Origin of the sequence: Microcoleus sp. N9_B4 (genome assembly GCF_036701635.1) — a bacterium.
Classification (GTDB): domain Bacteria; phylum Cyanobacteriota; class Cyanobacteriia; order Cyanobacteriales; family Microcoleaceae; genus Microcoleus.
Genome location: NZ_JAUBRC010000008.1, coordinates 57,257 through 81,930, shown reverse-complemented (window position 1 = coordinate 81,930; position 24,674 = coordinate 57,257). Strand labels below are relative to the sequence as shown.

General features: G+C 48.0%; 28 protein-coding genes. 19 read left to right on the top strand and 9 right to left on the bottom strand.

Features of this window, described 5'->3' with window-relative positions:
• Nucleotides 1-388: 388 nt before the first annotated feature.
• Together QUA43_RS07635 and QUA43_RS07630 are read left to right on the top strand one after the other, a co-directional pair.
• Nucleotides 389-601, top strand: coding sequence for a chlorophyll a/b-binding protein (locus QUA43_RS07635; protein WP_333056696.1), 213 nt, complete (start codon nucleotides 389-391; stop codon nucleotides 599-601).
• 298 nt (nucleotides 602-899) lie between these two features.
• Nucleotides 900-1,178: a Photosystem I reaction center subunit PsaK gene (locus QUA43_RS07630; RefSeq protein ID WP_333372389.1), complete on the top strand. Its 279-nt coding sequence runs from the start codon at nucleotides 900-902 to the stop codon at nucleotides 1,176-1,178.
• Nucleotides 1,179-1,329: 151 nt separating this feature from the next.
• Here the strand turns inward: QUA43_RS07630 and QUA43_RS07625 are convergent, their stop codons facing one another.
• From QUA43_RS07625 to QUA43_RS07615, 3 genes are all read right to left on the bottom strand, one after another.
• Nucleotides 1,330-1,869 carry a DUF1349 domain-containing protein gene (locus tag QUA43_RS07625; RefSeq protein WP_333372387.1) on the bottom strand — a complete coding sequence of 180 codons (540 nt, stop codon included), beginning with the start codon at nucleotides 1,867-1,869 and terminating at the stop codon, nucleotides 1,330-1,332.
• A 15-nt stretch (nucleotides 1,870-1,884) separates the two neighbouring features.
• Complete coding sequence (locus tag QUA43_RS07620) at nucleotides 1,885-2,655, bottom strand: CPBP family intramembrane glutamic endopeptidase (RefSeq protein WP_333372385.1); 771 nt, start codon at nucleotides 2,653-2,655, stop codon at nucleotides 1,885-1,887.
• A 366-nt stretch (nucleotides 2,656-3,021) separates the two neighbouring features.
• Nucleotides 3,022-3,330, bottom strand: a complete 309-nt coding sequence (locus QUA43_RS07615) for a DUF433 domain-containing protein (RefSeq protein ID WP_333372383.1) — start codon at nucleotides 3,328-3,330, stop codon at nucleotides 3,022-3,024.
• 60 nt (nucleotides 3,331-3,390) lie between these two features.
• On the opposite strand from QUA43_RS07615, the gene QUA43_RS07610 reads away from it, so the two are divergent.
• From QUA43_RS07610 to QUA43_RS07560, 12 genes are all read left to right on the top strand, one after another.
• Entirely contained in the window at nucleotides 3,391-3,636 is a 246-nt protein-coding gene (locus tag QUA43_RS07610) for a DUF433 domain-containing protein (protein ID WP_333372381.1), read from the top strand.
• A 54-nt stretch (nucleotides 3,637-3,690) separates the two neighbouring features.
• Nucleotides 3,691-4,026: a DUF6883 domain-containing protein gene (locus QUA43_RS07605; protein ID WP_015174268.1), complete on the top strand. Its 336-nt coding sequence runs from the start codon at nucleotides 3,691-3,693 to the stop codon at nucleotides 4,024-4,026.
• A 10-nt stretch (nucleotides 4,027-4,036) separates the two neighbouring features.
• A complete protein-coding gene (locus tag QUA43_RS07600; protein WP_015174269.1) occupies nucleotides 4,037-4,276 on the top strand; it encodes a DUF4926 domain-containing protein in 240 nt (79 codons plus the stop codon).
• A gap of 123 nt (nucleotides 4,277-4,399) precedes the next feature.
• On the top strand, nucleotides 4,400-4,633 hold the full coding sequence (locus QUA43_RS07595) for a DUF433 domain-containing protein (protein ID WP_333372379.1): 234 nt from the start codon (nucleotides 4,400-4,402) through the stop codon (nucleotides 4,631-4,633).
• Nucleotides 4,634-4,645: 12 nt separating this feature from the next.
• The gene (locus tag QUA43_RS07590) at nucleotides 4,646-4,819 is read left to right on the top strand and encodes a hypothetical protein (protein ID WP_333033969.1); all 174 of its coding nucleotides are present in this window, start codon (nucleotides 4,646-4,648) and stop codon (nucleotides 4,817-4,819) included.
• Nucleotides 4,816-5,226: a GFA family protein gene (locus tag QUA43_RS30820; RefSeq protein WP_333033967.1), complete on the top strand. Its 411-nt coding sequence runs from the start codon at nucleotides 4,816-4,818 to the stop codon at nucleotides 5,224-5,226. The genes QUA43_RS07590 and QUA43_RS30820 overlap by 4 nt, the downstream gene beginning before the upstream one ends.
• 64 nt (nucleotides 5,227-5,290) lie before the next feature.
• The gene (locus QUA43_RS07585; protein ID WP_333372376.1) at nucleotides 5,291-6,034 is read left to right on the top strand and encodes a class I SAM-dependent methyltransferase; all 744 of its coding nucleotides are present in this window, start codon (nucleotides 5,291-5,293) and stop codon (nucleotides 6,032-6,034) included.
• Between the two features lie 166 nt (nucleotides 6,035-6,200).
• Nucleotides 6,201-6,395 (top strand): hypothetical protein, encoded by a 195-nt coding sequence (locus QUA43_RS07580; RefSeq protein WP_333372374.1) that lies wholly within the window; start codon nucleotides 6,201-6,203, stop codon nucleotides 6,393-6,395.
• Between the two features lie 243 nt (nucleotides 6,396-6,638).
• Nucleotides 6,639-6,899, top strand: coding sequence for a hypothetical protein (locus QUA43_RS07575; protein ID WP_333372372.1), 261 nt, complete (start codon nucleotides 6,639-6,641; stop codon nucleotides 6,897-6,899).
• 14 nt (nucleotides 6,900-6,913) lie between these two features.
• On the top strand, nucleotides 6,914-7,243 hold the full coding sequence (locus tag QUA43_RS07570) for a DUF433 domain-containing protein (protein WP_333372370.1): 330 nt from the start codon (nucleotides 6,914-6,916) through the stop codon (nucleotides 7,241-7,243).
• Nucleotides 7,240-7,590 (top strand): DUF5615 family PIN-like protein, encoded by a 351-nt coding sequence (locus tag QUA43_RS07565; RefSeq protein WP_333372368.1) that lies wholly within the window; start codon nucleotides 7,240-7,242, stop codon nucleotides 7,588-7,590. Before QUA43_RS07570 ends, QUA43_RS07565 begins: the two co-directional genes overlap by 4 nt.
• A gap of 79 nt (nucleotides 7,591-7,669) precedes the next feature.
• Complete coding sequence (locus QUA43_RS07560; protein WP_333372366.1) at nucleotides 7,670-8,293, top strand: Uma2 family endonuclease; 624 nt, start codon at nucleotides 7,670-7,672, stop codon at nucleotides 8,291-8,293.
• Nucleotides 8,294-8,546: 253 nt separating this feature from the next.
• Here QUA43_RS07560 and QUA43_RS07555 read toward each other — a convergent pair whose 3' ends face one another.
• Complete coding sequence (locus tag QUA43_RS07555; RefSeq protein WP_333372364.1) at nucleotides 8,547-11,420, bottom strand: zinc-dependent metalloprotease; 2,874 nt, start codon at nucleotides 11,418-11,420, stop codon at nucleotides 8,547-8,549.
• Nucleotides 11,421-11,526: 106 nt separating this feature from the next.
• Nucleotides 11,527-15,048 (bottom strand): hypothetical protein, encoded by a 3,522-nt coding sequence (locus tag QUA43_RS07550; protein WP_333372362.1) that lies wholly within the window; start codon nucleotides 15,046-15,048, stop codon nucleotides 11,527-11,529.
• A gap of 637 nt (nucleotides 15,049-15,685) precedes the next feature.
• Between QUA43_RS07550 and QUA43_RS07545 the strand changes: the two genes are divergently transcribed.
• The 3 genes from QUA43_RS07545 to QUA43_RS07535 all read left to right on the top strand — a co-directional run bounded on the left by QUA43_RS07545 (nucleotide 15,686) and on the right by QUA43_RS07535 (nucleotide 20,734).
• Nucleotides 15,686-15,910, top strand: a complete 225-nt coding sequence (locus QUA43_RS07545) for a hypothetical protein (RefSeq protein ID WP_333372360.1) — start codon at nucleotides 15,686-15,688, stop codon at nucleotides 15,908-15,910.
• Nucleotides 15,911-16,334: 424 nt separating this feature from the next.
• Nucleotides 16,335-19,460, top strand: coding sequence for a phosphoenolpyruvate carboxylase (ppc, locus tag QUA43_RS07540; RefSeq protein WP_333372358.1), 3,126 nt, complete (start codon nucleotides 16,335-16,337; stop codon nucleotides 19,458-19,460).
• A gap of 137 nt (nucleotides 19,461-19,597) precedes the next feature.
• Nucleotides 19,598-20,734 (top strand): phosphodiester glycosidase family protein, encoded by a 1,137-nt coding sequence (locus QUA43_RS07535; protein ID WP_333372356.1) that lies wholly within the window; start codon nucleotides 19,598-19,600, stop codon nucleotides 20,732-20,734.
• 144 nt (nucleotides 20,735-20,878) lie between these two features.
• Here QUA43_RS07535 and QUA43_RS07530 read toward each other — a convergent pair whose 3' ends face one another.
• Nucleotides 20,879-21,436: an HPP family protein gene (locus QUA43_RS07530; RefSeq protein ID WP_333372354.1), complete on the bottom strand. Its 558-nt coding sequence runs from the start codon at nucleotides 21,434-21,436 to the stop codon at nucleotides 20,879-20,881.
• A gap of 412 nt (nucleotides 21,437-21,848) precedes the next feature.
• Between QUA43_RS07530 and QUA43_RS07525 the strand changes: the two genes are divergently transcribed.
• Nucleotides 21,849-21,998 carry a hypothetical protein gene (locus QUA43_RS07525; protein ID WP_333372352.1) on the top strand — a complete coding sequence of 50 codons (150 nt, stop codon included), beginning with the start codon at nucleotides 21,849-21,851 and terminating at the stop codon, nucleotides 21,996-21,998.
• On the opposite strand, the gene QUA43_RS07520 is transcribed toward QUA43_RS07525, so the two are convergent.
• The 3 genes from QUA43_RS07520 to QUA43_RS07510 form a co-directional block, all read right to left on the bottom strand.
• A complete protein-coding gene (locus QUA43_RS07520; protein ID WP_333372350.1) occupies nucleotides 21,970-22,536 on the bottom strand; it encodes a diheme cytochrome C in 567 nt (188 codons plus the stop codon). The two genes, QUA43_RS07525 and QUA43_RS07520, sit on opposite strands and share 29 nt — an antisense overlap.
• Nucleotides 22,537-22,556: 20 nt before the next feature.
• Nucleotides 22,557-23,465 (bottom strand): MBL fold metallo-hydrolase, encoded by a 909-nt coding sequence (locus tag QUA43_RS07515; protein ID WP_333372348.1) that lies wholly within the window; start codon nucleotides 23,463-23,465, stop codon nucleotides 22,557-22,559.
• Nucleotides 23,466-23,944: 479 nt separating this feature from the next.
• Nucleotides 23,945-24,457, bottom strand: coding sequence for an inorganic diphosphatase (locus QUA43_RS07510; protein WP_006634582.1), 513 nt, complete (start codon nucleotides 24,455-24,457; stop codon nucleotides 23,945-23,947).
• 42 nt (nucleotides 24,458-24,499) lie between these two features.
• On the opposite strand from QUA43_RS07510, the gene QUA43_RS07505 reads away from it, so the two are divergent.
• Nucleotides 24,500-24,673 carry a hypothetical protein gene (locus QUA43_RS07505; protein WP_333372346.1) on the top strand — a complete coding sequence of 58 codons (174 nt, stop codon included), beginning with the start codon at nucleotides 24,500-24,502 and terminating at the stop codon, nucleotides 24,671-24,673.
• Nucleotide 24,674: the final 1 nt, after the last annotated feature.

Sequence of the window (24,674 nt, the reverse complement as noted above, 5' to 3'; positions counted from 1 at the left end):
GGATTTCGCGGATTGAGTCGGGGCGCGCTCAAAAACGGATACTTGCTTTCCGACAACTGTCGTGAGTCTGCCAAAAAATTTTAGAGCTTCCAGATTCATCTGTGGAGTAAATCTCAAATCTCAAATCTACTGAAGAGTCAAAAGCGCCATTGTTTGTCGCGGCAGCGCGATCGGGCTTTTCACAGCAGCAATCTCAACTTCCAGTTGTATTTAGTATCAAGAGATACAGGCGATCGCTAAAACAACTCGCGCAACAAAACTTAACACTTTATTTCCCGTTTCAAAATCCTCCTTTAGACTTGTCTGTATCTTGAGCCTAGAGACAGATAGCAAAGCAGAAATTAGGTCGCTACTATGAGAAGCGAACATTGTTAAGGAATGTAAAAACATGGAAACTCGTCCTACCAACTTGCCTCCTACAGCTAATGCTTACAACGGCAAAGATCGGAATGCCTTTTTGTTTGGCTTCAACCCGCAAGCAGAACTTTGGAACGGTCGCTTAGCGATGATCGGTTTCTTAGCTTATTTGCTTTGGGACGCCGCTGGATTTAGCGTTCTGCGTGACATACTTCACTTTCTGCCTACCTACATTGCTCAGTAATGAGTAGCGGTATTTCCTGTCTGGCAGCGTGAGTAAATGCCGCCACTGCCAGACAGGCTAAAAGTTACAAATGGCAGCGAGTATGGTTGTGTCCCTTTGTATCTTTCGTTACTTTTGAATGGCATTAAAAGACTTTTTGCTGTGATTAGATGATTACGGGTGGGGGCGCTGTCGCTGGCGCGGTGAATATTGAGAGCAACAGATATTTATTGCGTAAAGGCGATCGCCCCTGCTGTATTTTTGGCAAGAAATCTCATCGAGCATTTCTGATAATTTATGAAAAATAGGAGCATCAACGATGATTAACTCAAATTTACTGGCAGTAGTAGAATCGACTCTGACTGACACAGCATCAGGAAATTGGGAAAAGCCTCTGGTGATGTTTGTTTGCAATATCTTAGCATTGCTAGTTCTCAGCCGCCGAATTTGGTATCCCCACGTGGGGCCGAAAATGCCTTTGCCCTTCCCGTCTTTGTTCAACAATGTTAGCGTACCGGCATTTCTGGCTTGCATGAGCGCAGGTCATTTGCTGGGGGTATTCATGATTTTGACCCTCAACATCGACAAGTATTTTTAGGACAAATGGCGTCGCTTTTGTGGTGATTTCTTCCTGCAATTGGTTTGTTAAAAGGCGGACAATAAATGGCTGGGGTAAGTGAAAAGCACTCACCCCTAATTTTATTTTTATATATGGAGTGACGCCGAAATCGGTTTTTTTACCATCCACATTAGATCAGCTTACTATGCTTAAACCCTTCAAATGTGACTGCAAAGCCTTCACCTTGGGGAGCCGCACACATTAACCCAACTTGAACGATTGGCGACTCAGTTAGATATGCCAGTCGCATCATTGAATAGTCTGACCCATTCAACGAGTATTGCACTTCCACCGTTTCAGCTCGGCGCTTTACCCGCAGCCACAGGGAAACAGGCGGCACTTCAAGCGGCATAACAGACCAATCGGAATAGTCTCGTGTCACAACCGCACTCACGTTTTGCACTCCCTCAACAAACTCAATGCCGCACTTGAGCCAGATATTTTCGCTCTCTCGAATCATCAATCCTGCTTGATCGTAGAGCGATCGATAGCAACCAGTAATTTTGACTTCGGCTGTAAAGTCGCCTGAAACTTGACGGTAGTAAAAGTTGCCGTTATCGCGAATGAATCCGTAATGAGTTTGCCGCCAAAAGTCAGTCTTGGCGCCGGCGGTAATATGGATAACATCGTTATCCTCATGCCATTGTAAAGGTTCATTGTACCATTGCATTGTTTCCATCTCCTGCTAACTTCCTCCAATTCCGTGCAGTACCAAATCAGCAAAAAAATGAGATAACATAGCGTATTCTAATCCCCAACGCCAGTAAAGAAAACCAAAGGGAATTCCTAAGAGGGCATTGAGTGTAATGGTGCGGATAACGACGATCGGGGTTAGCCCCCAGAGATTGGCAGCGGCAGGCAAATGACCCACACCAAACAATATTGCCGCCGCCACAATTGCCAGCCAAAAAATCAATGTAGAGGGTTGCGGTTTGTCTCGCTCAAAAATCTTCCAAAGTAGCCACGCAATCAATGTCATACCGAACAGTCGCAGCAAGAGTTCTTCGGTGATGCCTCCGTAGAAAGAAGCTAAGAGGCGTTTCCAGAGGTCAATCTTTAACGCAGTTGTTGAAGTCATTGGAGGCATCCAAGGTTCAAACCCTAAACTCAATCCAATTAAGACGATTCCACCAACGCCACCGACTATCAGTGCCGTTTTGATAGCAGATTTAGAAAGAGTGGGAACAGGCTGTCGATACACCAGTGCACGAATGAGGGGGGTATCGAGTCCCATTGAGTTGCCTAGGCGCAGTCCAATCCAATTCAGGAGAATCAAAAGAAGTCCAGTCTGAAGGGCGGAGGCAATAGCTATAACAGGTAAGGGTGTAGGCAGTTGCGCGACTGCTGGATTCAGAGACAGCACATAAGGGAACACCGCCAAGCTTCCCAAACTACCCAGAAACGCCCAGAACAATGCCAATCGGAAGTAATGATTTTTTGCAGTGTTAGCAGACATAATTTTTGAGAAAAAAACGAATCAATTACACTAAATCAGTCTTGAATTTTTGAAACATTAAAGCTCGATCGCATTTATCCAACTTGTCTCAGGCGGAATATAGCCTCGGCTAAGGTGCTACAAAAGCTGGGAATGACGCAGGAAGGTAGCCAAAAACAGCGTGTTTTTCACCGAGGGCAGTTTGAAGAACTCGAACTTTACGGTTTACTCAAGAAGCACAAGTGTTGAGTCTTGTTACCAAACTTTACTTCATTGCTGCTATTCCTCCTACACCTCCTAAATTTATCCGGTAAAAATCAGTTTTTCTTTCCCAGTTTGAGGATATTGCTTATCTAGAAGATTTTTCTGTTGGCGATGTATTATTTATTATCTTAGCATTTCATATTTACCAAAGTTGCTGTGCAAAGCTTCAAGACGCTTGGCTGCTGCTTGATGGAGCAAATAAGTTTCAAGTTCTTGGGTGTTGGCATGATAGTAGGTGAGTGCGGCGTAGACTTCGGCGAGGGTGAGATGTCCGATGCGATCGCAAATCTCTTCAGCATTCAATCCTCGCTTGTACCAGGTTACGATGCGGCAAACGGTAACGCCTTTACCGAGGATGTGGGGACATCCACCATGCAGTCCGGGAGTGCGTGTAATGAGCTTACCACTGTCAATAGATACTGCTGCGGTCATAAATTTTATAATCTTAACTATACTCATAATAGATGAAAACCCTATAGAGGCCCACTGGTGATGAACTGGAAAGCACACATTCACTCAAATCCTAAAATTCTGCTTGGCAAGCCTGTAATTAAGGGGACACGAATATCAGTGGAGTTCGTTCTAGGGCTATTTTCAGAAGGTTGGACGCAGCAACAAGTTATCGAAAATTACCCAAGGCTTAATGCTGAATCTCTACAAGCTGTGTTTGCTTTCGCGGCTGAGTGCCCCAAAGAAGACGTATTTTACACACCTTTACTGTTTGCTGAGGCAAGTTAATGGGGTTTCTAGCAAATGAAAACTTTCCACCCAGTGATTTAACCATTTGGACAGATGAAACTACCCAACGGAGACAAGGCACTGCTGGGCGACAAGCTTGAGCGATACTCACTGAATATGCAGCATCCCAAAGGAAAAGATAAAGCCATCCTGTTTAGAAATCGATTGGGAATTACACTAGAAAACAAAACTATTTTAGAAGCCGCTATATTAGAATCTGCGGTCAATCAGGAGGCGGAAATTTACAAAACAGACAACTATGGAACCCAGTATGATATCAAATTTTTCATGACCACGGAAACCGGAAGCTCTTGGGTGCTGTCATGTTGGATGATTCGCACCGATGAAGACTTTCCCCGGCTAACTAATACCTATCCTGTCAATAAGTGAGGATACTGTGATGACGTTACACGAATATGATGTTGTTGCCTTGACCGAAGAAATTCACGCAATCCATAAAGCAACCTCTCAGCCAATTTTGCTCCGACCGGGACAAGTTGGCACTATTCTCATGAGCTTTGAGGATCGCGCTTATCTAGTAGATTTTGCGGATGCTCAAGGTAATACCTATGCAATGGAAACCATTCCCTCTGAAAAACTCATGGAACTTGTTTATGAGCCACTTCCTGCCTACGCCTAGCCTGCCAATAATACTTTACAGAGTATTGAGCTGGAAGTGGCGATCGCCGAATTATATCGTGGTGTGAGTTTGGGGCGATAAATGAAGTAAGCTAGAGACAAAGGTTTCAAACAATTTTAACCAATGCCAGCATCCGTTGCTGATCTGTTTGACCAAATCACAGTGAACCCAAGACAATGTGGCGATCGTCCCTGCATCCGGGGAATGCGGATTCGAGTCATCGATATCCTAGAGTTGCTAGCTGGTGAGCAAATTTTTGAGTTTATCAAAGAATTGCCAGACTTGGAACTTAACGATCTCAAAGCTGCGCTGATGTATGCAGTCCAAAAACTCAATCGTCCCGTTTTAGCCGCATGACAATTTGGTTGAATGCTCATCAATCGTCAGCGATTGCTGTGTGGATTACTGCTACTTTTGGTGAAATACATCAGCGATCGAGTGATCGGCGGTATTTTTCTATTGTATTGGGTATTGTACCGCAACTGCGATACAATTATAAGTTTGGCTTCACAGGAATTTGAGTATATTGAGGAAAGTGTATGACGATTCCTATTATTGGCGGTTGCGCGTGTGGTGCCGTCCGTTATCAATGCAATGCCGAACCAATTGCCATGCTGAATTGCCACTGTAAAGATTGTCAGCGTTCTAGCGGGGCACCGTATGCCTCTGGCTTCATTGTGACCCCGAGTGCGATGGAAATCAGCGGAGAAGTAGCGGCGCATTCTGTGGTGGGTGGAAGTGGCGCAAAGACAACTCGAAATTTCTGCTCAATATGCGGCAGTCCTTTATTTGCCTCCACTGAGGTCAGTCCTGCTTTTATGTCGGTTCGGTTTTCGACCTTGGATAGCACCGCTGACTTCGAGCCGAAACTGGATATCTGGACATCGAGCGCTCAGCCTTGGACATGTATGAATAGCTTGTCACCGAAGTTCGAGCAAAGTCCGATGTAGGTATGCTTGCCTCTAGACTAAATCATGCTCAACAACGGCGTTAGTTCGGACGGACAAAAGCGCCTTGTCAAAACTAATTGTAGCCTCCTTCGTTTTCACTATGCAAAACCAACAATCACCCACCCCATTCGACCAAAAGGCTGCGGCTTCCTACGACGAGAAAACCGCTGGTTGGGCATCGTCTCGCGATGCGCTCTTTTCGTTAATGCGCCAGATTTTCGCCGAGCTTCCGGCTGAGGCACGGATTCTGTGTGTCGGTGTCGGCACCGGAACGGAAATGATCGCTCTGGCACAAGCCTTTCCGCAATGTCATTTCACAGCGGTTGAGCCTGCATCTGCGATGCTGGATATCTGCCGTCAGAAAGCCGAAGAACATGGGATTACCTCGCGTTGCACCTTCCACGAAGGCTATCTCGACTCGCTGCCTGCTTCTGACCCGTTCGATGCGGCGACTTGCCTTTTGGTTTCTCAATTCTTGAAAGAAGCGGCAGAGCGGAGCCACTTTTTCAATCAAATCGCGCAACGCCTTCACCCCGGTGGAATTTTGATCAATTCCGATCTGGTTCTGGGTCTGTCGGCTCCGGTTCATAAAAGTTTGATTGAAGTTTGGCTGCGAATGCTCGGAGGCTCTGGCTGGGGTGAAGAAGACATCGAAAGGATGCGCACTGCCTGGCGTCTTCACCTCGCGGCTTTAACCCCACCTGAAATCGAAGCAATCATCGCAGCGGGTGGCTTCGATACTCCAGTGTTGTTCTTCCAAACCCTTTTCATTCACGCCTGGTTTTCAAAGCGAACATCGTCGGGTTAAAAGCTCCAACTGCCGCCCAACAACGCCCATGCACACCGACCGCCGAGAGATATTCGGTTATGATGTAAAGGTTATCTGCAGCGGGTGATGGGCACCGTTAGACCGCTAAATCTGAGTTGGGTAGTGGCTTTAGTGTATATCAAATTCCAACCCAAAGGTGAATGCCATGCAAGCCAAACTTCAAGAACAACTTTCTCCTGCTGATGCCGAAGTCATTTTGAGACGCTTGCCAGAACGAATTAAAGCGGATCTAATCGCGCGTGCTGCGAAAATTGAAGATCCGATCGCAGTTTCGATCGCCAATTTTCTCGACACAGAAGCATTAGGTTTCGTAGATTGCAAACCAGGACGCGGGCAGTAAAATCGAGAAGTCCCAGGCGATCAAGTTCGAGATAAGGTGAAAGCCCGATCGCTAAAATGATGAATAGATGTTGCTGCCAAGATAACCATGACCACCATCACCCTCAACCTCTCTCCCGAACTCGAACACCAGATCCGCACTGAAGCATCTAGACAGGGCGTTGAACCCGATCGCTACATCCTCAACGCCCTGCAAGAACGCCTCTAGCCTAGACTTCCAACCACCCAACCTACTGAAGCCGACTTGCTGCAACAAATTAACATCGGCTTTAGTGCACAAACCTGGGAAGAATACCATGCCCTCATCGCCAAGCGTCATGCCGAAACCCTGACTCCCGAAGAACACAAGCAACTGATCCAAATGAGCGATCGCCTTGAACAACTCAATGTTGCCCGCATTCAAGCCTTAATTCAACTCGCAACCTTTCGCAACCAACCTCTGACAGACCTCATGCAGACCCTTGGCTGCCTGCGGGTTCTTCCGTCTATGATAATAAGTAGTTAGAATCAAAAAAATGTATGCCAGTTGTAGCAGTTAAAACTTACATAGAGTATCGGAATGATGCCTATTGGGTTGAAGGAACTCGGATTTCTCTTGACTCGATCGCCTATGCTTTCCAACAAGGATTATCGCCCGAAACTATTGTTCAGTCTTTCCCACTACTGACACTGGAACAGGTTTATGGCGCGATCGCATTTTATCTAGCCAACCGCGCTGAAATCGACGCTTACCTAGCCGCCGAAGAAGCCGCATTTGATGCCATGCCTCAACCTCTACAAACCAGCGCTCCAGCTTTGTACAACAAACTGATTGCAGCTAAAGCAGCAAGACAGCAGGTGCGATCTTGAATATTCGCTACCAAGCTGATGCTGACTTAAATCAGGCGATCGTCACAGGATTACTGCGACGAGAATCTACAATCGACTTTCAAACTGCTTTTGCTGCTGGGTTAGAAGGCGTTAAAGATTCCGACGTGCTGGCAATTGCAGCACAGCAAAGACGTGTTCTTGTCAGCCACGATCGCAAAACAATGCCATCGGAATTTGCTGAGTTCATTACTACTAATCAGAGTGCTGGAGTCATTATTGTTTCCCGAAAAATACCGATGGAAGTTATCATCGAAGAACTACTCTTGATTTGGGCAGCATCTAGTGCAGAGGAATGGGTCGATCGTATTGCTAAGCTACCCCTTTGATGCACACTAAAATGGAGATCGAAAGCGTTAAGCTAGAAACAGACAACAGAGAGCCAACCTACGCAAAAGGTTAATATCAATGGTTGCGATCGCCCAAAAAACCCTTTCCTTCGAGGAATTTCTCAACTGGGATGACGACTCCGGTAGGTCGTTCGAGCTAGTCAATGGAGTTGCGATGCCCCTGAGTGAACCCACAGCCAAACATGAGGATGTTGTCGATGGATTATGTCGTCTCTTGGTAGATCATTGCCAATCATTGAACCTTCCCTACGTTCCTCGACAAAGTAAACAAGTCAGATTGAACGCTGCCCCGGGCGAAAGTGAATCGAGTCGTAAAGCCGACATTGTGGTGTTTGCCAAGGAAGAATGGGTCAGAATGCGTCAAAGTTCTGCCTCTGCTGCTGCCTATATTCCACCTCCCTTGGCGATCGAAGTTGTCAGTACGAATTGGCGGGATGATTACCGCATCAAATTGAATGAGTATGAAACTTTAGGAATCCTGGAGTATTGGATCGTTGATTATGCAGGGTTGGGAGGCGTTCAGTATATTGGTTCTCCAAAACAGTCTACGGTGACTATCAACCGCTTAATCGATGGTGAATATCAGGCACTGCGATATCAAGGAGAAGCCATTATTGTTTCTCCAACGTTTCCTCAGTTGGTATTAACCATCGCTCAAATCGTTGCGATGACACAAGTTTAGTGTTGGTAAATTATTAGACTTGCAATTGTTAGTTGACGAACTGTACGAGCAATTGGGATACAATTATTTCATCGATTACGATAGCAATCCACCATCCCCTTGGTTAAAGTCAGAGATAACGGACGTTTTGTCAATTGATCGGCGATCGCTATTATTTTAACTTGACTGAGATTCTCAGAAACCGGGTTTTTGACCAAATCTGCTGGCTGCAACGAAAGATATTCCTCAAAAACCCGGTTTCTGAGCCCCCAAATTAATTCGACTGAATTTGCGAATTCAAAACCTTAGAAATACGATCGCGCGTTTCCTCCAAATGAGCCCGCGTATAAGCATCAGCATTCCGATCCAAATTCCGAATACTCTTGCTCAAACCCTCCCGCAACTGCCGCAACTCGTACCAAGCCAAACTCCGCGCATCCTCTGGAACACTCGTTTTTCGCAGCACCATTCCGATCAAAATTGCTAAATGTTCCCGCTGCAACGATCGCCGAAAAGTTGAAATTTGCATCTTCTTTTCCGGCTGCAAAACCTCTTGCCAGATATCCTTTTGCACAGTATTCAACACTTCCGGCAACCTCAAAGCAGTTTCCGGCGCAGATTTTAACTCGGCATCCCGCAGCCTCGCCAGCCGCGTCGGAGATAGCAAAACTCGTAACACAAACCGCTGCAAAAAAGTAATTCGATCGCCGATCGGGTAATCTAGAGGAAACACCAAAGCCGGACTTCCCCAGTGCTCCCAGCGCGAAGGCGCCAATTTATTCAGCAATTCCGGGGCAAAACTAAACGCATCCGGTGCAAAAACGTACTTTTCAAGGGTTGCTAAAGCTTCTCGCTGCTGAGAAAGTTCGATCGGCACAAACGGCAACTTCGCATTAGTATCTCCAGGCCGAATCCGACTAAACGACTGTCCCCCCACATACAAAGTAGCATTCATCACTTGGTTGACATAATACCCGAACACCGAATCAAACATCACCCGCAGTTCGTTATAACCATCTCCCCCAACCGGAATTCGCTTTTCTAAACGCTTCCACATCGCCCTCGCATTATCCAATTGCCATTGCGAATACCTCAGCATATTGGCGCTGAGATCAAAGGTATTTGCAGCGGGATCGAGAATATCCACAGAATCCTCATCCGGCGCGTAAGCTAATTGCTGTTCTGCAGCGCGGCTGGCAATTTGTTGCAGCGCTGGTAAGTCGCTGTTCGGGTTTGCGCCACCAATCACCTTGTAACCATACTCGATCGCCCAATCGTCATAAGGCCCTACCATCGTCGGATAATAGTCGCCCTGCACAGTTCCCGGAGGTGCCAAATTAATCGGTACATAATCCATAACCGACGCTACCAAACCTTGCGTGCGAGTTAGCTGAGTATTGTTCAACTCCTCCGGTTGCAGCATCGTACTCCCGTGAAAATTGTGCCTCAAACCGAGAGTGTGACCGACTTCGTGGGCTGTCAAATATCGGATATATTCATTCACATAATTGTCAATTGCCGGACTGCTAGGCGCTGCATTTTCCAACAGATCCATCGACATTGCCCCCATCGCAAACTGGCGGCTCGATTCCAACCCAAAACACATATCCGAACTCGACATCAACCGCCATAAAGGCGAGCGCTTTTGCTCTTGGTATCTTTCTACCAAAGTCGGCAAATCATCAGCAATTCCACCTTGAGCATTTTCCCCGCTGCTTTTTCCTAAATCCCCATTTTCTAGCACATTCAAATAGCGAGAATACATCCCAAACTGACAAGGATTCGTATTAGAACCGTTTCGCCCTTGAAAACTCTTAGATAGCGATCTATTTTGTTCCACCAAAGCCCGATAACCCTGTTTGATTTGCCGGACAACATTAGCATCCAAAAGAATGTCAGCATCCAAAATTTCCCCAGTCAACGGGTTAGTGCGAGACGGCCCGATGCCTGCAAACTCAGGCTCAAAAGAACTCGACCAGCGGATAGTATTGTAGCGAACGTCAGCCGGGTCCCATTTAGCATTGTCCGGCATTTGTTTGACCTGAATTGCGTCAGTAAAACCTGCCTTTTCAAAAGCTTTGTTCCACTCCAAAACGCCCTCACGAATTGCGTTTCGGTATTCGGGAGGCACATTATTTTCAATCCAAAAGACGATCGGCTGTACCGGAGGCGACATCGGCGCTGTCGGGATTTGCTTTTGCAAATGCCAGCGATTGATATAGCGCACAAAAGGCTCCCGGCTGCTCTTGTCAGAAAAGTCCTTATATGCTGTGAGAAAATAGCCCACTCGCTCGTCCGCCAGTCTGAGGCGGTAGCCGTTATTTAGCGGCACTTCCGAGAAACTGTAGTGAATGCGGAGGTTAAAAGCCCGACTGTCAGGAACCGAAGGTAAATAGTTAACTTCACTGTCATTATCGCTAGAAAAACCATAGACAGAAGCAATCTCCACATTCAGCGGAAACGCTTTAACATCTTTAAAAGAAGACTTGTCTGCATCGATCGAGTAAGAAGCGCCCAAAATCATCGGTAAAATCGCTTTTACCCCTGGTAAATCGCGTTTTTCGCTCATCAGCAAATCTCCTAAATCGATTAGCAGAGTTTGTCTTTGCGGATGAATACTTTTGAGAGGCAAAGAATAGAGAATCGACTCGCTAAATCCCCGTGCTACCGAACCTGCTTGCGGGTCGCCCGGACTTGTGCGAAAATTTATATTTGGTATCACAAACTGCACGTTATTTTGGATGCGTCGCAGTTGAAACAAGAAATCGCCGATCGGCATTCCGCTCAAAATGCCCGCTTCCCCCAAACCCGATGCCAATGTCACAAAGCACAGGAACTTTTTGTTGAGTTGTTCCGGTTTAATTTCCAGATATACTTTATCAGTTGCTTGATTGCGGTAAAGGGTAAATAGTCCCTCTAACTTTTGTGCGTCTTTAACCACCTGTTCAAAAGGTGCCAGAGTTGGCTGTTCGCTACTTTGTTCGTTGCTGGGCGGCCCAGAGGATAAAGCTAATGGTAAAAAGAAACCTTTATACAAACTGAAACAGAAAAATGCTAAAGATAATATAAAAAATATCAAAGGCCAATTTTTTCTAGGATTTTTTATCTGTGTATTTTTGCTATTTTCAGGAAATATCAATCTTTTCATTTTCAGTATTTAGCCACAGGAAAGAATAGCTTTGAGATAGTCGAGCCGCACTCGCAACTTTGGGCTCCTTTAACTTCTAAAATAACTCAAAACTCAAAACTCAAAACTATTGTTTAGCAGGCCAGGGAATCATGGGATCTTGAGCCAACCGCTTAGAAACTGCAACAGCACCGTAACGGTTGAGGTGGCTGGGGTCGGAAAAAGATTCCCGCGCCTGGGGCCACAATAAACTCTTATCTAGGAAAATTAGTCCGCTTTGGGCTGCTAATTCTTGCATATATTGCCGGAATTCTTGTTCGTAACCTGTCCGCACCGGGTCTAAATAATCTTCAGTCAGAGGCATATTCACAAACACGAGATTGATGTTGCGAACTTTGGTAAATTCGATCAGATTTTTGAGTGCTAGAGCTTGTTCGCCTACCAATTTAAAATTTTGATAGTCGGAGTCGTAATAACCAGATACTTTCGGGTGCTTCTGAAAGTAAGTTTCGGGATTGAAGCGTATATCGATCGGCAAAAAGCCATTTGGTTGATACTCGCTGACGGGTTTACTCGCAGCAGTGGGCTGAACGTTTTCAGTTGTTTGTTCACCCAGGGCTGCGGTTTGGGGGCTGTCGGTGGCAACAGGGGCTGATGAGGGATTAACGAGCGATCGCAAAAACCCTTTAAGTCGATCGCGCTTTTTGTAAGTTGCAGAACCCTCCACCAACTTTTGACTCACCAATTGCTGAACATTAGCTTGAGCTTGTCCCAAATTATTCACCAATTCAGTGGCAGTCGCCACCGGATTGTTGGCGCTTTCCTTCGATGTTTCGGATTCTAATTGATTGGTGCGGATCAGAAAACTACCCCGGCTCAATTGCCTGTAACCTTCCGAAGATGCGATCGCACTAAAAGTCAAATCCGGCCGCCCGCTGTTGAGAGCCCTCGCCCCGTCAGCCAACACCAGCAATTTCGGCAGTTGTTGCGGTGGCAAAATCCGGCGGATGAGCGAATCTACAACTTGGAGAGTAGCTCCATTAACCCCAAAATTGTAAGCCCTCAGCCCCGGATAGCCCGAAGCTGCCAAAGCGGTTTCCAAAACCGCCGGGTCGATACCGCGCAGCGCCCTCGAACTACCGACAATTAAAATATCCGGCGGTTTTTTGTGCAGGTGAATGTACTCTTGATAGCGCGCTATCTGATCGTCAAGCTGCTCGCTCCTCAAAGTTGGGAACACCGGAGGAGCAGAAACATCAGCTACAGGAACGCTAGTATTTCCCGGTTTCGTAAACCCAGAGCCATTAAAAGCTTCTTCCCGGTTGGCTTCCGGCGACGGCTGCAACGGAGTTTGAGGCAAATTCACCTCCTCAGCAGGGGGAACGGGGTTCGGGGTTTCCTTGGGAAGTGGGGCTGTAACGTCGCCCAAAGCCTTGGGAGCTGAATTTTGACAATTTGGCCCGCGGCAAACTTCGGAAGCGCTAGGAGCTTGACTGACCGCCGCAGATTGCAGAAATAGACCGAGCAGCCAATCGGTATTGAAAGTCAGCAGACAGCCAGCGATCGCCCAAATCAAAGCCATTCCCGCCGCGCGATCGGCTCTCACGCCACCGGGCGCAGCAGCATTCGTTGATAAACCATCGTTGGGAACAAACAAACCCGAAGCGACAAGCGGTTGCACCGCAGCTTGAACTAATTGCTCGCCCAGATTGTATCCGGGGAGTCGGATTTTGAAACGGGGCCGCCAGGAGTTGGGCATCGGAGCATCGAACACCAAATTCTCGCCCAAACCCGAAAAGCTCCCATCCTCCGCCGGCGCAAACTCCGGCACCGGTTCCTTTTCCAACACCGCCACTTGCGAGGGAACCGGTGCGGGTGTCGTCGCTGATTCCTCGTCAACAGCCGTTCTGAGGTCGATTGCGTAGCGCCACAGGGGCAGTTTCTGGCCGGCGCGCCGTCCGTAGACTCGCACCCCTGCCACTCCGGGAATTTGTAAGTGCCGCAAGAATTTCGCCACCGGCGGCCCTACCTTCGACTGAGAAGGGCAAGTCAGAGCTTCTGTCATGACGTGCAGCACGTTGGCTTTTTGCAGCACGACAGCCCGAATCCCTCCTGTTTCCAGCTTGCGTCTGAGATTGGGGTTGAGCAACCTGTTCAATAAAAAAGTCAGAGCCAATTGGTCGCCCTCGATCGCCAGCGTTCTAGCGTTTGCAGCCAAGTCGGGGTGGTGGGCGGCAGGCAAGTCTACCCAGTCTATCCACACCGGGGACTCCGGCGCCGCCTGAGAGTCCTTGGCTGGTTCTACGCCGTAGATAGTAGCTGCGCGGATGCCTTGGGGCGCAAAGGAAGCTAATAAAGGGGCGATCGCGTCGGTGGTTTGCTGCTTGTCGGGGTATTCTTGCCGTTTAGGCTTTTGTCCTTTTTTGGCAGTTTTGCTGCAAAACAGGTGGAGGGTTGCTTCTTTGAGGGTGGCCCGCACTTCGACTCTTGATGCAGCCAAGTGTTGATTTAGCAGTTTGGCGATCGACTGTACGTCTCCCCACCTGGCCCATTCCTTGAGAATTTTGTCCGGCGAAGTCAAATCCACTCGCAGCAGCCAGTCCGGCTTGGCTTCGCCGCTGACTTGGCTGGCGATCACGGCTTCCCGGAAATCCTCTAGTTGCAGTTTCCGTAGCCTGCCGGCGATGGGTTCTGCCAGCAAGGAGGGGTCGGGGCTGTAAGCTGACTCGCACAGCACTAGCAGTCGGCGTTCCTTGGGCTTGATATTTTCCGGCCCATTCATCGGCACGGTTTCTCGGCTGCTTTTGAGTTCTTTTTCGCGAATGCTTACTTTCACCGAAACTCCCATCGGCCCGAGGATTTCGCTGAGATAGCTGGCGATCGCATCTGGATAGCCCCGGCGCGCCAACGTTTCCGGCGAAACCGTTAATGTTCCATCGCGATCGCCCTCGCCTGAGTCAGCTTCGGGGGATTGAATCAAAGCCACCGCGCCACGGTTCGCTTTCTGCTGCGGGGGAACGGCGGAACTAAAAGCTTCCCGCGTCGCAGCAGCCGAAGTGTCGATCGTCACGGGGGAAGTTTCAAAAGCTTCTGGGTATTCAATGCGGGAGGCGATGGGCAGACTTTCGGCGTCAAAATCCAGTTCTTCCCGTACTTGTGGCGGGTGGGCTACTGTTTCTACCGGTTTTGGTGTCTGTTTGAGTTTCTGGTTGTCATTCTTAAATTTGCCGAAAAATCCGCCTCTTTTAGGGCTTGCGGGTGGTTCGTCGGGGGAAGTCGCTGGCGGAGGCACTTCGGCAACTTTTGGTTCCTGTTGCTGTGGCTGTTGCTGTCGCTTGGGACTGCTGCAATCAAGCCGGACTGTCCAGTCATTTTGTCGGGAACCGATTTTGCGGCCGCACAGAAACAACTGGTAAATTTTAGGTCGATCGGGCAGCAGTCGCGTTAAATCCGTGTGTTCGAGGGCGTTGGTAAATCTCGCCGTCACCAATTCTTGAGACGGACACTGCGCTGCTTCGCACAAAATGTGCAGGTGGTTTCCCCGCAAACGCGCTTGTACTTGAACTTCGGGAAGCCCTAAAGCTTCTTGCGCCCACTGCGAGGCGCTTGATGGATTGTCTGCCAATATGCTCCCGTTCGCATTCAACATGAAACTCTAAATTTTGCCAAAGCTGGTTTTGTTTTCTAGAAATAGCACAGATACAGATTTTACAGACAATTATTTGATTTGCCGAGCCTAACCGTTTTGTCTGGTTTAAGCCATGCTGGACTTACTGTCTTGCCTTGTATCCCCTGGGCTTCGATCCGTTGGGGAATATTTTTTTGATAATACCTCGACATTTTGGCACAGATAAGTCCAAATTAAGCCAAGCAAGAAGTTATTCGTTATTAGTCATATCGTTTCCGTTTGCATCCGAATAATAATTAGACCTCTCTCATAATTCTTGTGGAACAGGCATCCTGCCTGTTCAAGACTGGCTTTTCTGGAAATGTCTATTATTGACTGTAGTGCTGTGGTTTTGCTGGGCTAGGCGGAGAGAGTCGCACGATCGACTATCGCATTTGGGGAGTATCCCGATTTTATACAAAACGTTTTTTCCGAGTGCGAGCTTAATATCTCGCGACAAGATATTTATAGACTTGGCTACGCGGGGACGATCGCTGGCACGATATCTTTCGTCGGATGTCACCGGATTTGATATCAGAAGTTATTAGTCAGAAAGCAGCGGTCAAGATGATTATTTGGCTTGTAAACTGAGGATTATGGATTGACACAGGAGGAATGTATGCCGTCGGAAAACCAAGACTTGCTCAAAAATCAAACACCTGAGAGTCCAAAGTTGCCAGTTCCCTCAGACATTTTGTTGAGCTTGGTCGCTTTACCCATGCTGGGCGGGTTGGTAGTGGCTAAGGCTGCTGGTGAGTTTGTTGCGTCGATCGGCGTTGAAAGCCAGGAAGTATTTCGGGGCTCGCGCCTCCCCGTGCTCAACTTTCCTCAATCACAGGATTAGAAGGCCCAAGAAAGGATGCTGCCGCTAGAAGTTAATTTTTTTGACCCCGCCCAAAAACGGATACCAACCCCCGACTTTTGTCGTGGAGAGATCAAAATTTTCGACTCTTGTTCAAGCTTCCAGATTCATCTTGGGAGTAAATCTAAAATTGTTCGACGATCGCGAACGTCGAGTCGCTCGCGATCGCCGAACGTCTGACGCCGATCGTCTAAAATCTAAAATCGCAAGTCAAGTGATATGAAAGCTTGACAATAGGTACAATCTGTGCTGTAAAAATTAATCTTTCCTTATACTTTGTACATAAGTGCCTTCTACTTTCTACGTTGCAATAAGTTGTCTCAAATTTGACTGCAAACAAAAGTGTTTTAGGCGAAACTAAACCATACAATTTTCTTGACACCCGCAGCTATTGAGGAACAGCCCGATGAGTTCAGTCCTCCAGTCTTCAGAACAGGCTATTGATGCAACATCTATTTCCCATTCTCCCGCTTACTCAAAATCAGACCTGTTTCTGCGAAATCGCCTCAAAGTTGTAGAGGACTTGTGGGAATCGGTGCTGCGACAGGAGTGCGGGCAGGAATTGGTGGATTTGCTCCAACAAATGCGATCGGTCAATTCCGCCGAGGGACAAGCCACTCACTTTCGCGAGTCAAATGTCGTACAGCTAATCGAAAAGCTCGATCTCAACGCCGCTATCCGCGCCGCTCGGGCTTTTGCACTGTATTTTCAGTTGATCAACATTGTCGAACAGCACTACGAACAGCGAGACCAACAGCTAGCTTACGCTAGCAGCAACGACGCTGGTGGGCGGATGTTTTCTAAGCTGCCCGGACAAGCAACGGATGCCCCCGATCGCCCCCGCCACCGGGAAGGCCCAGTCCCAGCCCAAATGGCTCCTCGCGGTGCAGACAGCAGCGAGACGATCGCCCGAGACGCCGGAACTTTTCACCAACTGTTCCCGATGCTGCTGCGCTTGAACGTGCCCAGCCAGCAAATCCAGCGCTTGATCGATCAGTTAGACATCCGCTTGGTATTCACCGCTCACCCGACGGAAATTGTCCGCCACACGATCCGCACCAAACAGCGACGAATGGCGAAGATTCTCCAACAGCTAGACCAAGTTGACGAGAAATTTCAGGTGATCGGGGCCGACTCTCCAAGCCCCTACCCGGTGTCTTGCTGGGAAGCAGCGGCTCTCCAAGAGCAACTGATGGAAGAAATTCGCCTCTGGTGGCGCACTGACGAACTGCACCAGTTCAAGCCGACTGTACTTGACGAGGTGGAGTACACTCTGCACTACTTTGATGAAGTGTTGTTTGATGCAATTCCAGAACTCTACCACCGACTCAAGCAAGCGCTGCACGCTTCTTATCCTTACCTGAAACCGCCGAGTTACAATTTTTGCAAATTCGGTTCTTGGGTGGGTTCCGACAGGGACGGCAATCCTTCTGTGACTCCGAAAGTTACTTGGCAAACCGCTTGCTATCAGCGCCATTTGGTGCTGTGTAAGTACATCAACGCCGTGAAGCGGCTGAACGAACTTTTGAGTTTGTCGCTGCACTGGAGCGACGTGCTGCCGGAATTGCTCGAATCTCTCGATCGCGACAGATCGGAATTCCCGGAGGTTTACGAGCAGTGGGCGATCCGCTACCGCCAAGAACCTTATCGGTTGAAGCTGGCCTACGTGCTGCAGCGGCTGGAAAATACGCGCGATCGTAATTGGCGGCTCTACAAAGGAGACGAGTTGCAGCGGGAACGCGAAGCTTTGTCAGAAAATCCCGGAATGACCGGCCTTTATCGATCGGGTGCTGAGTTTTTAGCCGAGCTGCAGCTCATCGAGCACAATTTAGTGGAAACAGGTTTGAGCTGTCGAGACTTGGAAAATCTGCTCTGCCAAGTAGAAATTTACGGATTTAATTTGGCTTACCTAGATATCCGCCAAGAGTCAACAGTACACTCCGACGCTTTGAGCGAAATTGCTGAATACTTGCAAATTTTGCCCAAGCCTTACAATCAAATGTCGGAATGCGATCGAATTATTTGGCTGGCCACTGAACTGCAAACTCGTCGCCCTTTAATTCCAGCAGAATTGCCCTTTTCTCCCAAAACTTGCGAGACGATCAATACCTTCCGAATATTGCGGCAAATGCAGCAGGAGTTTGGCCCGGAAATTTGCGAAACTTACGTCATCAGCATGAGCCACGATGTCAGCGATTTACTGGCGGTTTTGCTGTTAGCAAAAGAAGCGGGAATTTACGATCCTGCAACAGGAATTAGTAACATTCAAGTAGTTCCCCTGTTTGAAACGGTGGAAGATTTGAAAAAAGCACCGGAAGTTATGCAGCAAATATTTGATTTGCCACTTTATCGAGCTTTGCTAGCAGGAGGATACGCGCAGGAACTAGCGGTAAAAAACGCAGAAAATCTCAAATGCCCAATCGAAATTCTCAAATTGCAAGAGGTGATGCTGGGCTATTCCGACAGCAATAAAGATTCGGGTTTCCTCAGCAGCAATTGGGAAATCCACAAAGCTCAAAAGGCTTTGCAAATGGTTGCGGAAAAATACAATGTAGAGTTGCGGATTTTTCACGGCCGAGGCGGTTCTGTAGGGCGCGGCGGCGGGCCTGCTTACAAGGCAATTTTGGCTCAGCCTGGAAAGAGTATTAGCGGGCGAATTAAGATTACCGAACAAGGCGAGGTTTTGGCTTCTAAATATTCTTTGCCGGAGTTGGCGCTTTACAATTTGGAAACTGTGGCGGCGGCGGTAATTCAAGCTAGTTTGCTGCACACTGGTTTTGATGGCATCGACCCTTGGAATGAGATTATGGAGGAGTTGTCGGCGAAATCGCGATCGCACTACCGCAATTTAATCTACGAACAGCCGGATTTAGTCGATTTCTTCCACCAAGTTACCCCGATTCAAGAAATCAGCCAGTTGCAAATTAGTTCTCGTCCGGCCCGGCGCGGTGGCAAAAAAGACATCAGCGGTTTGCGAGCAATTCCGTGGGTGTTTAGCTGGACTCAAAGCCGCTTTTTACTGCCTTCTTGGTACGGTGTCGGCACAGCTTTGCAAGAGTTTTTGCTGGAGGAACCGGAAGAACACATGAAACTTTTGCAGTATTTCTACTTGAAATGGCCATTTTTTAGAATGGTAATTTCTAAGGTGGAAATGACTTTATCTAAGGTGGATTTGCAGATTGCAGAACACTACGTGCAGGAGTTAGCTTTGCCTGCTGATAAGGAGCGTTTTAAGGCCTTATTTGATCAAATTGCTGCGGAATTTCACTTGATTCGCGATTTGGTTTTAACGATTACCGGACACCAACGTTTGTTGGACGAAGATCCATCGCTGCAGCGATCTGTGCAGTTGCGAAATGCGACGATTGTGCCTTTGGGCTTGTTGCAGGTTTCGCTGCTGAAACGCTTGCGGCAGCACGGTAGTGGCGGGGTTCCGGGGGTGATTCACTCGCGTTACAGCAAGGGTGAATTGTTGCGGGGAGCTCTGCTGACGATTAATGGAATTGCTGCGGGGATGCGGAATACCGGCTAGGCAAATAGTTTTGAGTTGTGAATTAGTGGTGAGGTGCGCGATGGAGCACCTTGCTACTGGTAGTTTCAGAATTCGGGCGATCGCCCATTGTAGTCACAGCCATAGGAAACTGTTCGCTATCCTAGCTGAGATTTTTGATGTCTAAACGCAAACAGTCTGAAGGTTGTCGCCCGATGCTGCGGCGCACTTTTTTATTTTTAACGGGTATAGCTTTGGCGCGGGTTGTGGCTGACTATTTTGCGATCGCCCAAAACCGAGATAGTTTTTTGACTCTGGCGGGTCAATTGTGGCAAAAGTCACTCGCTTTTTTATCCAGTATACAATCAAATCAAACTCCTCAACCTCTCCCTAGCAATCCCGTTGTAAAATCGACAAAAACTAATCAACCTCTGCCGAGTAATCCTATTGTAAAATCGCCCGAAAATTCTCCGGCTGTGCAGCCGTCTCAACCTCAAATTATCAAACGTTCTGCTAAGCAAGCAAAACCTGTACAAGTCAGCAGCCAAAATGTAGCTGGCGCAAGTTTTTATCTCACAACTATTGACCTCGCAGATCCCGACATTTATATCACAATTGGGTTAGCTAACAATGCAGATTTTGCCAATACTTCTAAAGTAACGCGGGGCGACGAACCTTTTGAAAATATGGTGTCGCGTTACCGGGCTGCTGTTGTTGCTAACGGGACTTTTTTTGGTAAAGATGAGCAGAAATCTGTGCTGGGAAATATGGTGGCGGCGGGTAAGTTTCTGAAATATAGCCGATGGGAAAATTACGGCACGACTTTGGGGATTAAAGCGGGAAATCAATTGGAAATGGTGACGGCGAGAATCGAAGGTAAGCCGGATTGGAGTCAACATTGGTTTTCTCTGACTTGCGGGCCGAGATTGGTTAAAGGGGGGAAAGTTTGGCTGTCTCCTTTGTCGGAAGGTTTTAAAGATGCTGGTGTTTTGGGCGTGGGTTCGAGAACGGCGATCGGCTTTCCGGCTTCGAGAGATAAGTTATTTTTGGTGACTTTTCTTGATAGTTTGTCTTTGGAAGCAGAAGCTAAAGTTATGCAGGCGATCGGCTGTTTTGAAGCGATGAATTTGGACGGGGGCGCTTCGGTGGGTTTGGCTTATCAAGGGGAGATTTTATTGCCGCCGGGACGGAATTTGACGAATGTCCTGGTGGTTTACGATAAAGAATATCCGGCGCCGGCTCAGTTAAAGCAGTCTTGGGAACGCTTTCACAATGGATCTCGAACTTCCCCCGATTCGTCCGTTTTTTTTGATTGATCTAGCAGAAGGAAGTTCGGCAACGAAGCACGCGATCGGGATGTAACGGATGGAAGAAAGAAGGAAGAAGGAAGAAGGAATCGAGGGAGCATCCAGATTTTGGGTAGTGATCCCGAGGGAAGGATGAGAAAATTAGAGACAATGCTATAACCAGTGGTTGGGATACGTCCTTTCTGCCGCTAAATTATTAAAGATGACGGCGCACAAGACCAAGATTATTGAGCCCTCAAAAGCAGGTGTTAGCAAAAATTTCCAGTCTGGTTGGGTCATCATGACGACTAAGGCAACTGCTCCCGAAGGCGGATGTAGAGTTCTGGTAATCTGCATAATTCCGATCGCACTAGAAACAGCCATTCCCATCGCCCAGGGAGAAGAACCGAGAAAATGCAGAATCATTAAACTGGTGAGAGCAGCGAAGAAATTGCCCCCAATGACATTCCGGGGTTGAGCCAAAGGGCTGTCAGGGACACCAAAGATCAGAACGCTTGTAGCGCCAAACGGAGCCATTAGTAAAGGAGAATTAGTTTTTAGAGCAAGATAGGACGTTGCAGTAATTGCCAAAAAACTGCCAATCAAACTCCAAAAAATATGCCGAGGATGAGGTCTGTCTACGGGGCAGCTCAATGGACACGATCGCCATCTCCCAAAGGTTTTAAACCAATAACTTTCCCATTTCAGTTGAATTTTTTTACGGTCAATCATAAATCAGGTTACTTGATAACCAGGCTTCTTAAATTGTCTGAACTAGCCTCCGCTGAAGTTAAGATATCATAACAATTGGTCAAAAAGTAGTTAAAAGCACAGATTTTTTACTTCTATGCCGATCAAGCTGCCGCTAACCACTCGGTTGGAACTCACATCTTGCACCATTCTCAAGAAAAGGCAAGATGCCTGTTCCACAAAGAGTAGATTTTCCTCTTGTGGAACCGGCCCCAGAGCCCGTTCATCAAAGGCTTATTGACAATGGTGCAACATCTCAGTTGGAACTGACTAGCGAGTTTGGTCGGTTTGGCAACAGGCGTTATCGGCAGTCGCAGAACTTCACCCTTAGCCGTCAGAGTTATTGAGGATGGTAAAGCGAGAGGTTATTTGTAAGGTGCGATGCCCAGTAAGCATGAATTGTCAAGATCGCACCCACACTTTGGATAAGTCTCTAGTTCAGAATGCGATCGCCGTTTTCTGGTTAGTGCGATCGTCTCGATCGCACTCGGATATAATTACGAACTTAATCTTCGCTACGGAGAGTTTTCCCACTCGGCGGTAAGCTTGCGGAAATTGTATTGAGATGCACCGGGGTGACAAGTAACGCAACTGCTGATATTTGCGGGTTGTGACATTTTGACTTTGGGGTGCAGTGCTTTGAAATAGCGAGAACTGGCGACTCGGTAGGCGATTTCTTCGTCTTTGGCTTGGGGACGGGAAAAAGTTTGCAGGTAGTTCCAGACTAGCAGGCGGGGCGGGTCTACTAGCAGTTTGATGCTTTGTCCGTAGTGTTGGGAATCTTGCAGCAATCTGCGCCAAGTTTCTGTAGGTAATACTTGCGGCGGTAAAGCGATGTGACAGGTGGCGCAGTTTTCTAGGTACAGTTGCTGTCCGAGTTGGTAGCGTTCGGGGATACGATCGACAGTTCCAGTATCCTCGATCGAAGACACCTGAGCAAGTCGCGCGGGAGTGCGAGAGTAGGCAGTCTGAGCTGCAACCCATCCGCCGCAGGTACAGCAGATAATTATCAATACTAGCAACGTTGAGTAAAGCCCCCGCAAGCCTACTCTGCGACGTTTGCGGGGTTTTTCCTGTTTCATAATTCTGAATTTATTTTTGGTTAAATCACTGGTATGCTCATGCCTTCGCGGGCTAAGCAGCTATTGGCGAACGCTGCCTGCACTTCTGCTTCTGTACGATCGAGAAAATTGTCGTCGTGACCCGGATCATGGTGAAACATCACGATTTTTTTGACTCCAGCAGCTTTCGCTATTTCTACTCCTGCTTGCCAAGTCGAGTGTCCCCAGCCAACTTTCGGGGTTTTGAAGTTGTAATACTCTTCGTTGGTGTAGTTGGCGTCGTAAATCAGCACGTCGGCGTTGCGAGCTAGGTGTATCACGTTGTCGTCCAGGCGATCGGGAAAATGTTCTGTATCGGTGCAGTAGACGGCTGTGTGTCCCTCCCAGGTGACTCGATATCCGATCGCGGTGTTGGGATGGTTCAGCAGTGCCGTTTCGATTTTCACATCGTCGAGTTCGAGAATATCCCCAGGCGTTAAATCGTTAAATTTGAGGTCTGACTGCATGACTTGGATGGGGACGGGAAAATTGGGGTGCAGCATTTGGTCGGCAAGACGGTGTTTTATTGTAGTGCCGTTGGGGGCGATCGCACCGTAAATGTGAAAGCAGTTCCCTGGGATAAAGGCAGGAGTAAAAAACGGAAACCCTTGAATGTGATCCCAGTGAGTATGACTAAAAAACATATGGGCTTCAACCGGCATTTGCCGCAGCAGGTTGAGGCCGAGAACTCGCAGACCCGTACCGCCGTCAAATATCAGGCGTTTTTTGCCCAAGCGCATTTCTACACATGAGGTGTTGCCTCCGTAGCGCAGTGTTTTGGTGCCGGGGGTGGCGATGCTGCCCCGCACACCCCAAAACTGAATGACAAACTCGGTCAAAGGACTATTTTCCATAGTGGCTTTGTGATCGGAAGGCTGTGGATTGGGTACAGAGGGTGCGGAATCTGGCATTTTTTTTAGCTTTGAGGGCAGGAATTTGGGAGTTGAAATCTTAGTTTTTAGTTTTTACTTGTTAGCAATCTGTACTATAATCAAGCGCTTGATCGGGAAACCATTCGAGTGCCTAATACTTGTAGGAGATGTCACGCTTGAGAGATTATTTTTTGTACCCTGTGGGCTGCCCGGCTTGTTCTGTGTTCTGAGATTAAGATAGCGCCGAACCAGAGTGTTCGGGTAAAATTTCCTCACACGTAGAACACATTCCCCAGTGGTATAATTTGCGCTTCATCTTACTCTAGGAGTAGTATTTTTTTCAAGATTGGGGTCGGCAGGGTTTTGAGGAATGCTGTTCCGGTGACTCGGCATTCACGACTGATTTGACATTGTAGCCACCCGTTCCTCGACTGCATCCTTAGACGTGCAGCGGTCGCCTTAAGTTCGGCCTCCTGAGTTTTTAGTCGGGTTGCAGTCGAGGAGTGCGGGCTAGGGGCTTATTTGCGATCGGCTGCGATGCACTTTTCCACTAAGGGCATGACTTGATCGACATCTTGCCAACCCAGAATTTCCGTGACTTTTTTCTCCAAATTTTTGTAGGTTCTAAAAAATTCGGCTATTTCGTCCAAGCGGTGGGGTGCTACGTCTTTGAGGGACTTATAGTGAGCATAGCGGGGGTCTTTGTCGGGAACGCACAAAAGTTTTTCGTCCCTGTCGCCTCCGTCGATCATTTCCAGCATTCCGATCGGACGGGCTGCGATTATGCACCCTGGAAATGTGGGCTCATCCATCATCACCATGCCGTCGAGGGGGTCGCCATCATCGGCTAAGGTATTGGGTATGAAGCCGTAGTCGCACGGATATTGGACTGAGGAAGAAAGCACCCGATCGAGAGCAAAGGCTTGTAAGTCTTTATCAAATTCGTACTTGTTTTTGCTACCGGCGGTAATTTCGATGAGGACGTTGAGCAGTCCTGGTTTCGGCTGTGCCGGAATTAGCGATAAGTCCACAACAATATCTCCAAGTTAACAGATGATTGGGATGAGTGCTACTTGCCAAATCCCTTTGATAGCATTTTACGGGCGATCGGGGCCGACGGCTGCATGAGATTGAGAGAAAGCGGGGGAGTGCGATCGGGGTTGCACAATTTGAGGATGATGCTTGTGGGGTGTCCCGCCTGCTGGGAAAATACACCGGAGGGGGGGGACGCCCATCCCACAGTTTGAG

Bases quoted from the DNA above. Each gene is read 5' to 3' on its own strand.
- QUA43_RS07635 (WP_333056696.1), top strand. From the start codon at position 389: ATGGAAACTCGTCCTACCAACTTGCCTCCTACAGCTAATGCTTACAAC.
- QUA43_RS07630 (WP_333372389.1), top strand. From the start codon at position 900: ATGATTAACTCAAATTTACTGGCAGTAGTAGAATCGACTCTGACTGAC.
- QUA43_RS07625 (WP_333372387.1), bottom strand. From the start codon at position 1,869: ATGCAATGGTACAATGAACCTTTACAATGGCATGAGGATAACGATGTT.
- QUA43_RS07620 (WP_333372385.1), bottom strand. From the start codon at position 2,655: ATGTCTGCTAACACTGCAAAAAATCATTACTTCCGATTGGCATTGTTC.
- QUA43_RS07615 (WP_333372383.1), bottom strand. From the start codon at position 3,330: ATGACCGCAGCAGTATCTATTGACAGTGGTAAGCTCATTACACGCACT.
- QUA43_RS07610 (WP_333372381.1), top strand. From the start codon at position 3,391: ATGAACTGGAAAGCACACATTCACTCAAATCCTAAAATTCTGCTTGGC.
- QUA43_RS07605 (WP_015174268.1), top strand. From the start codon at position 3,691: ATGAAACTACCCAACGGAGACAAGGCACTGCTGGGCGACAAGCTTGAG.
- QUA43_RS07600 (WP_015174269.1), top strand. From the start codon at position 4,037: ATGACGTTACACGAATATGATGTTGTTGCCTTGACCGAAGAAATTCAC.
- QUA43_RS07595 (WP_333372379.1), top strand. From the start codon at position 4,400: ATGCCAGCATCCGTTGCTGATCTGTTTGACCAAATCACAGTGAACCCA.
- QUA43_RS07590 (WP_333033969.1), top strand. From the start codon at position 4,646: ATGCTCATCAATCGTCAGCGATTGCTGTGTGGATTACTGCTACTTTTG.
- QUA43_RS30820 (WP_333033967.1), top strand. From the start codon at position 4,816: ATGACGATTCCTATTATTGGCGGTTGCGCGTGTGGTGCCGTCCGTTAT.
- QUA43_RS07580 (WP_333372374.1), top strand. From the start codon at position 6,201: ATGCAAGCCAAACTTCAAGAACAACTTTCTCCTGCTGATGCCGAAGTC.
- QUA43_RS07570 (WP_333372370.1), top strand. From the start codon at position 6,914: ATGCCAGTTGTAGCAGTTAAAACTTACATAGAGTATCGGAATGATGCC.
- QUA43_RS07560 (WP_333372366.1), top strand. From the start codon at position 7,670: ATGGTTGCGATCGCCCAAAAAACCCTTTCCTTCGAGGAATTTCTCAAC.
- QUA43_RS07555 (WP_333372364.1), bottom strand. From the start codon at position 11,420: ATGAAAAGATTGATATTTCCTGAAAATAGCAAAAATACACAGATAAAA.
- QUA43_RS07550 (WP_333372362.1), bottom strand. From the start codon at position 15,048: ATGTTGAATGCGAACGGGAGCATATTGGCAGACAATCCATCAAGCGCC.
- QUA43_RS07545 (WP_333372360.1), top strand. From the start codon at position 15,686: ATGCCGTCGGAAAACCAAGACTTGCTCAAAAATCAAACACCTGAGAGT.
- ppc (WP_333372358.1), top strand. From the start codon at position 16,335: ATGAGTTCAGTCCTCCAGTCTTCAGAACAGGCTATTGATGCAACATCT.
- QUA43_RS07535 (WP_333372356.1), top strand. From the start codon at position 19,598: ATGTCTAAACGCAAACAGTCTGAAGGTTGTCGCCCGATGCTGCGGCGC.
- QUA43_RS07530 (WP_333372354.1), bottom strand. From the start codon at position 21,436: ATGATTGACCGTAAAAAAATTCAACTGAAATGGGAAAGTTATTGGTTT.
- QUA43_RS07525 (WP_333372352.1), top strand. From the start codon at position 21,849: ATGAATTGTCAAGATCGCACCCACACTTTGGATAAGTCTCTAGTTCAG.
- QUA43_RS07520 (WP_333372350.1), bottom strand. From the start codon at position 22,536: ATGAAACAGGAAAAACCCCGCAAACGTCGCAGAGTAGGCTTGCGGGGG.
- QUA43_RS07515 (WP_333372348.1), bottom strand. From the start codon at position 23,465: ATGCCAGATTCCGCACCCTCTGTACCCAATCCACAGCCTTCCGATCAC.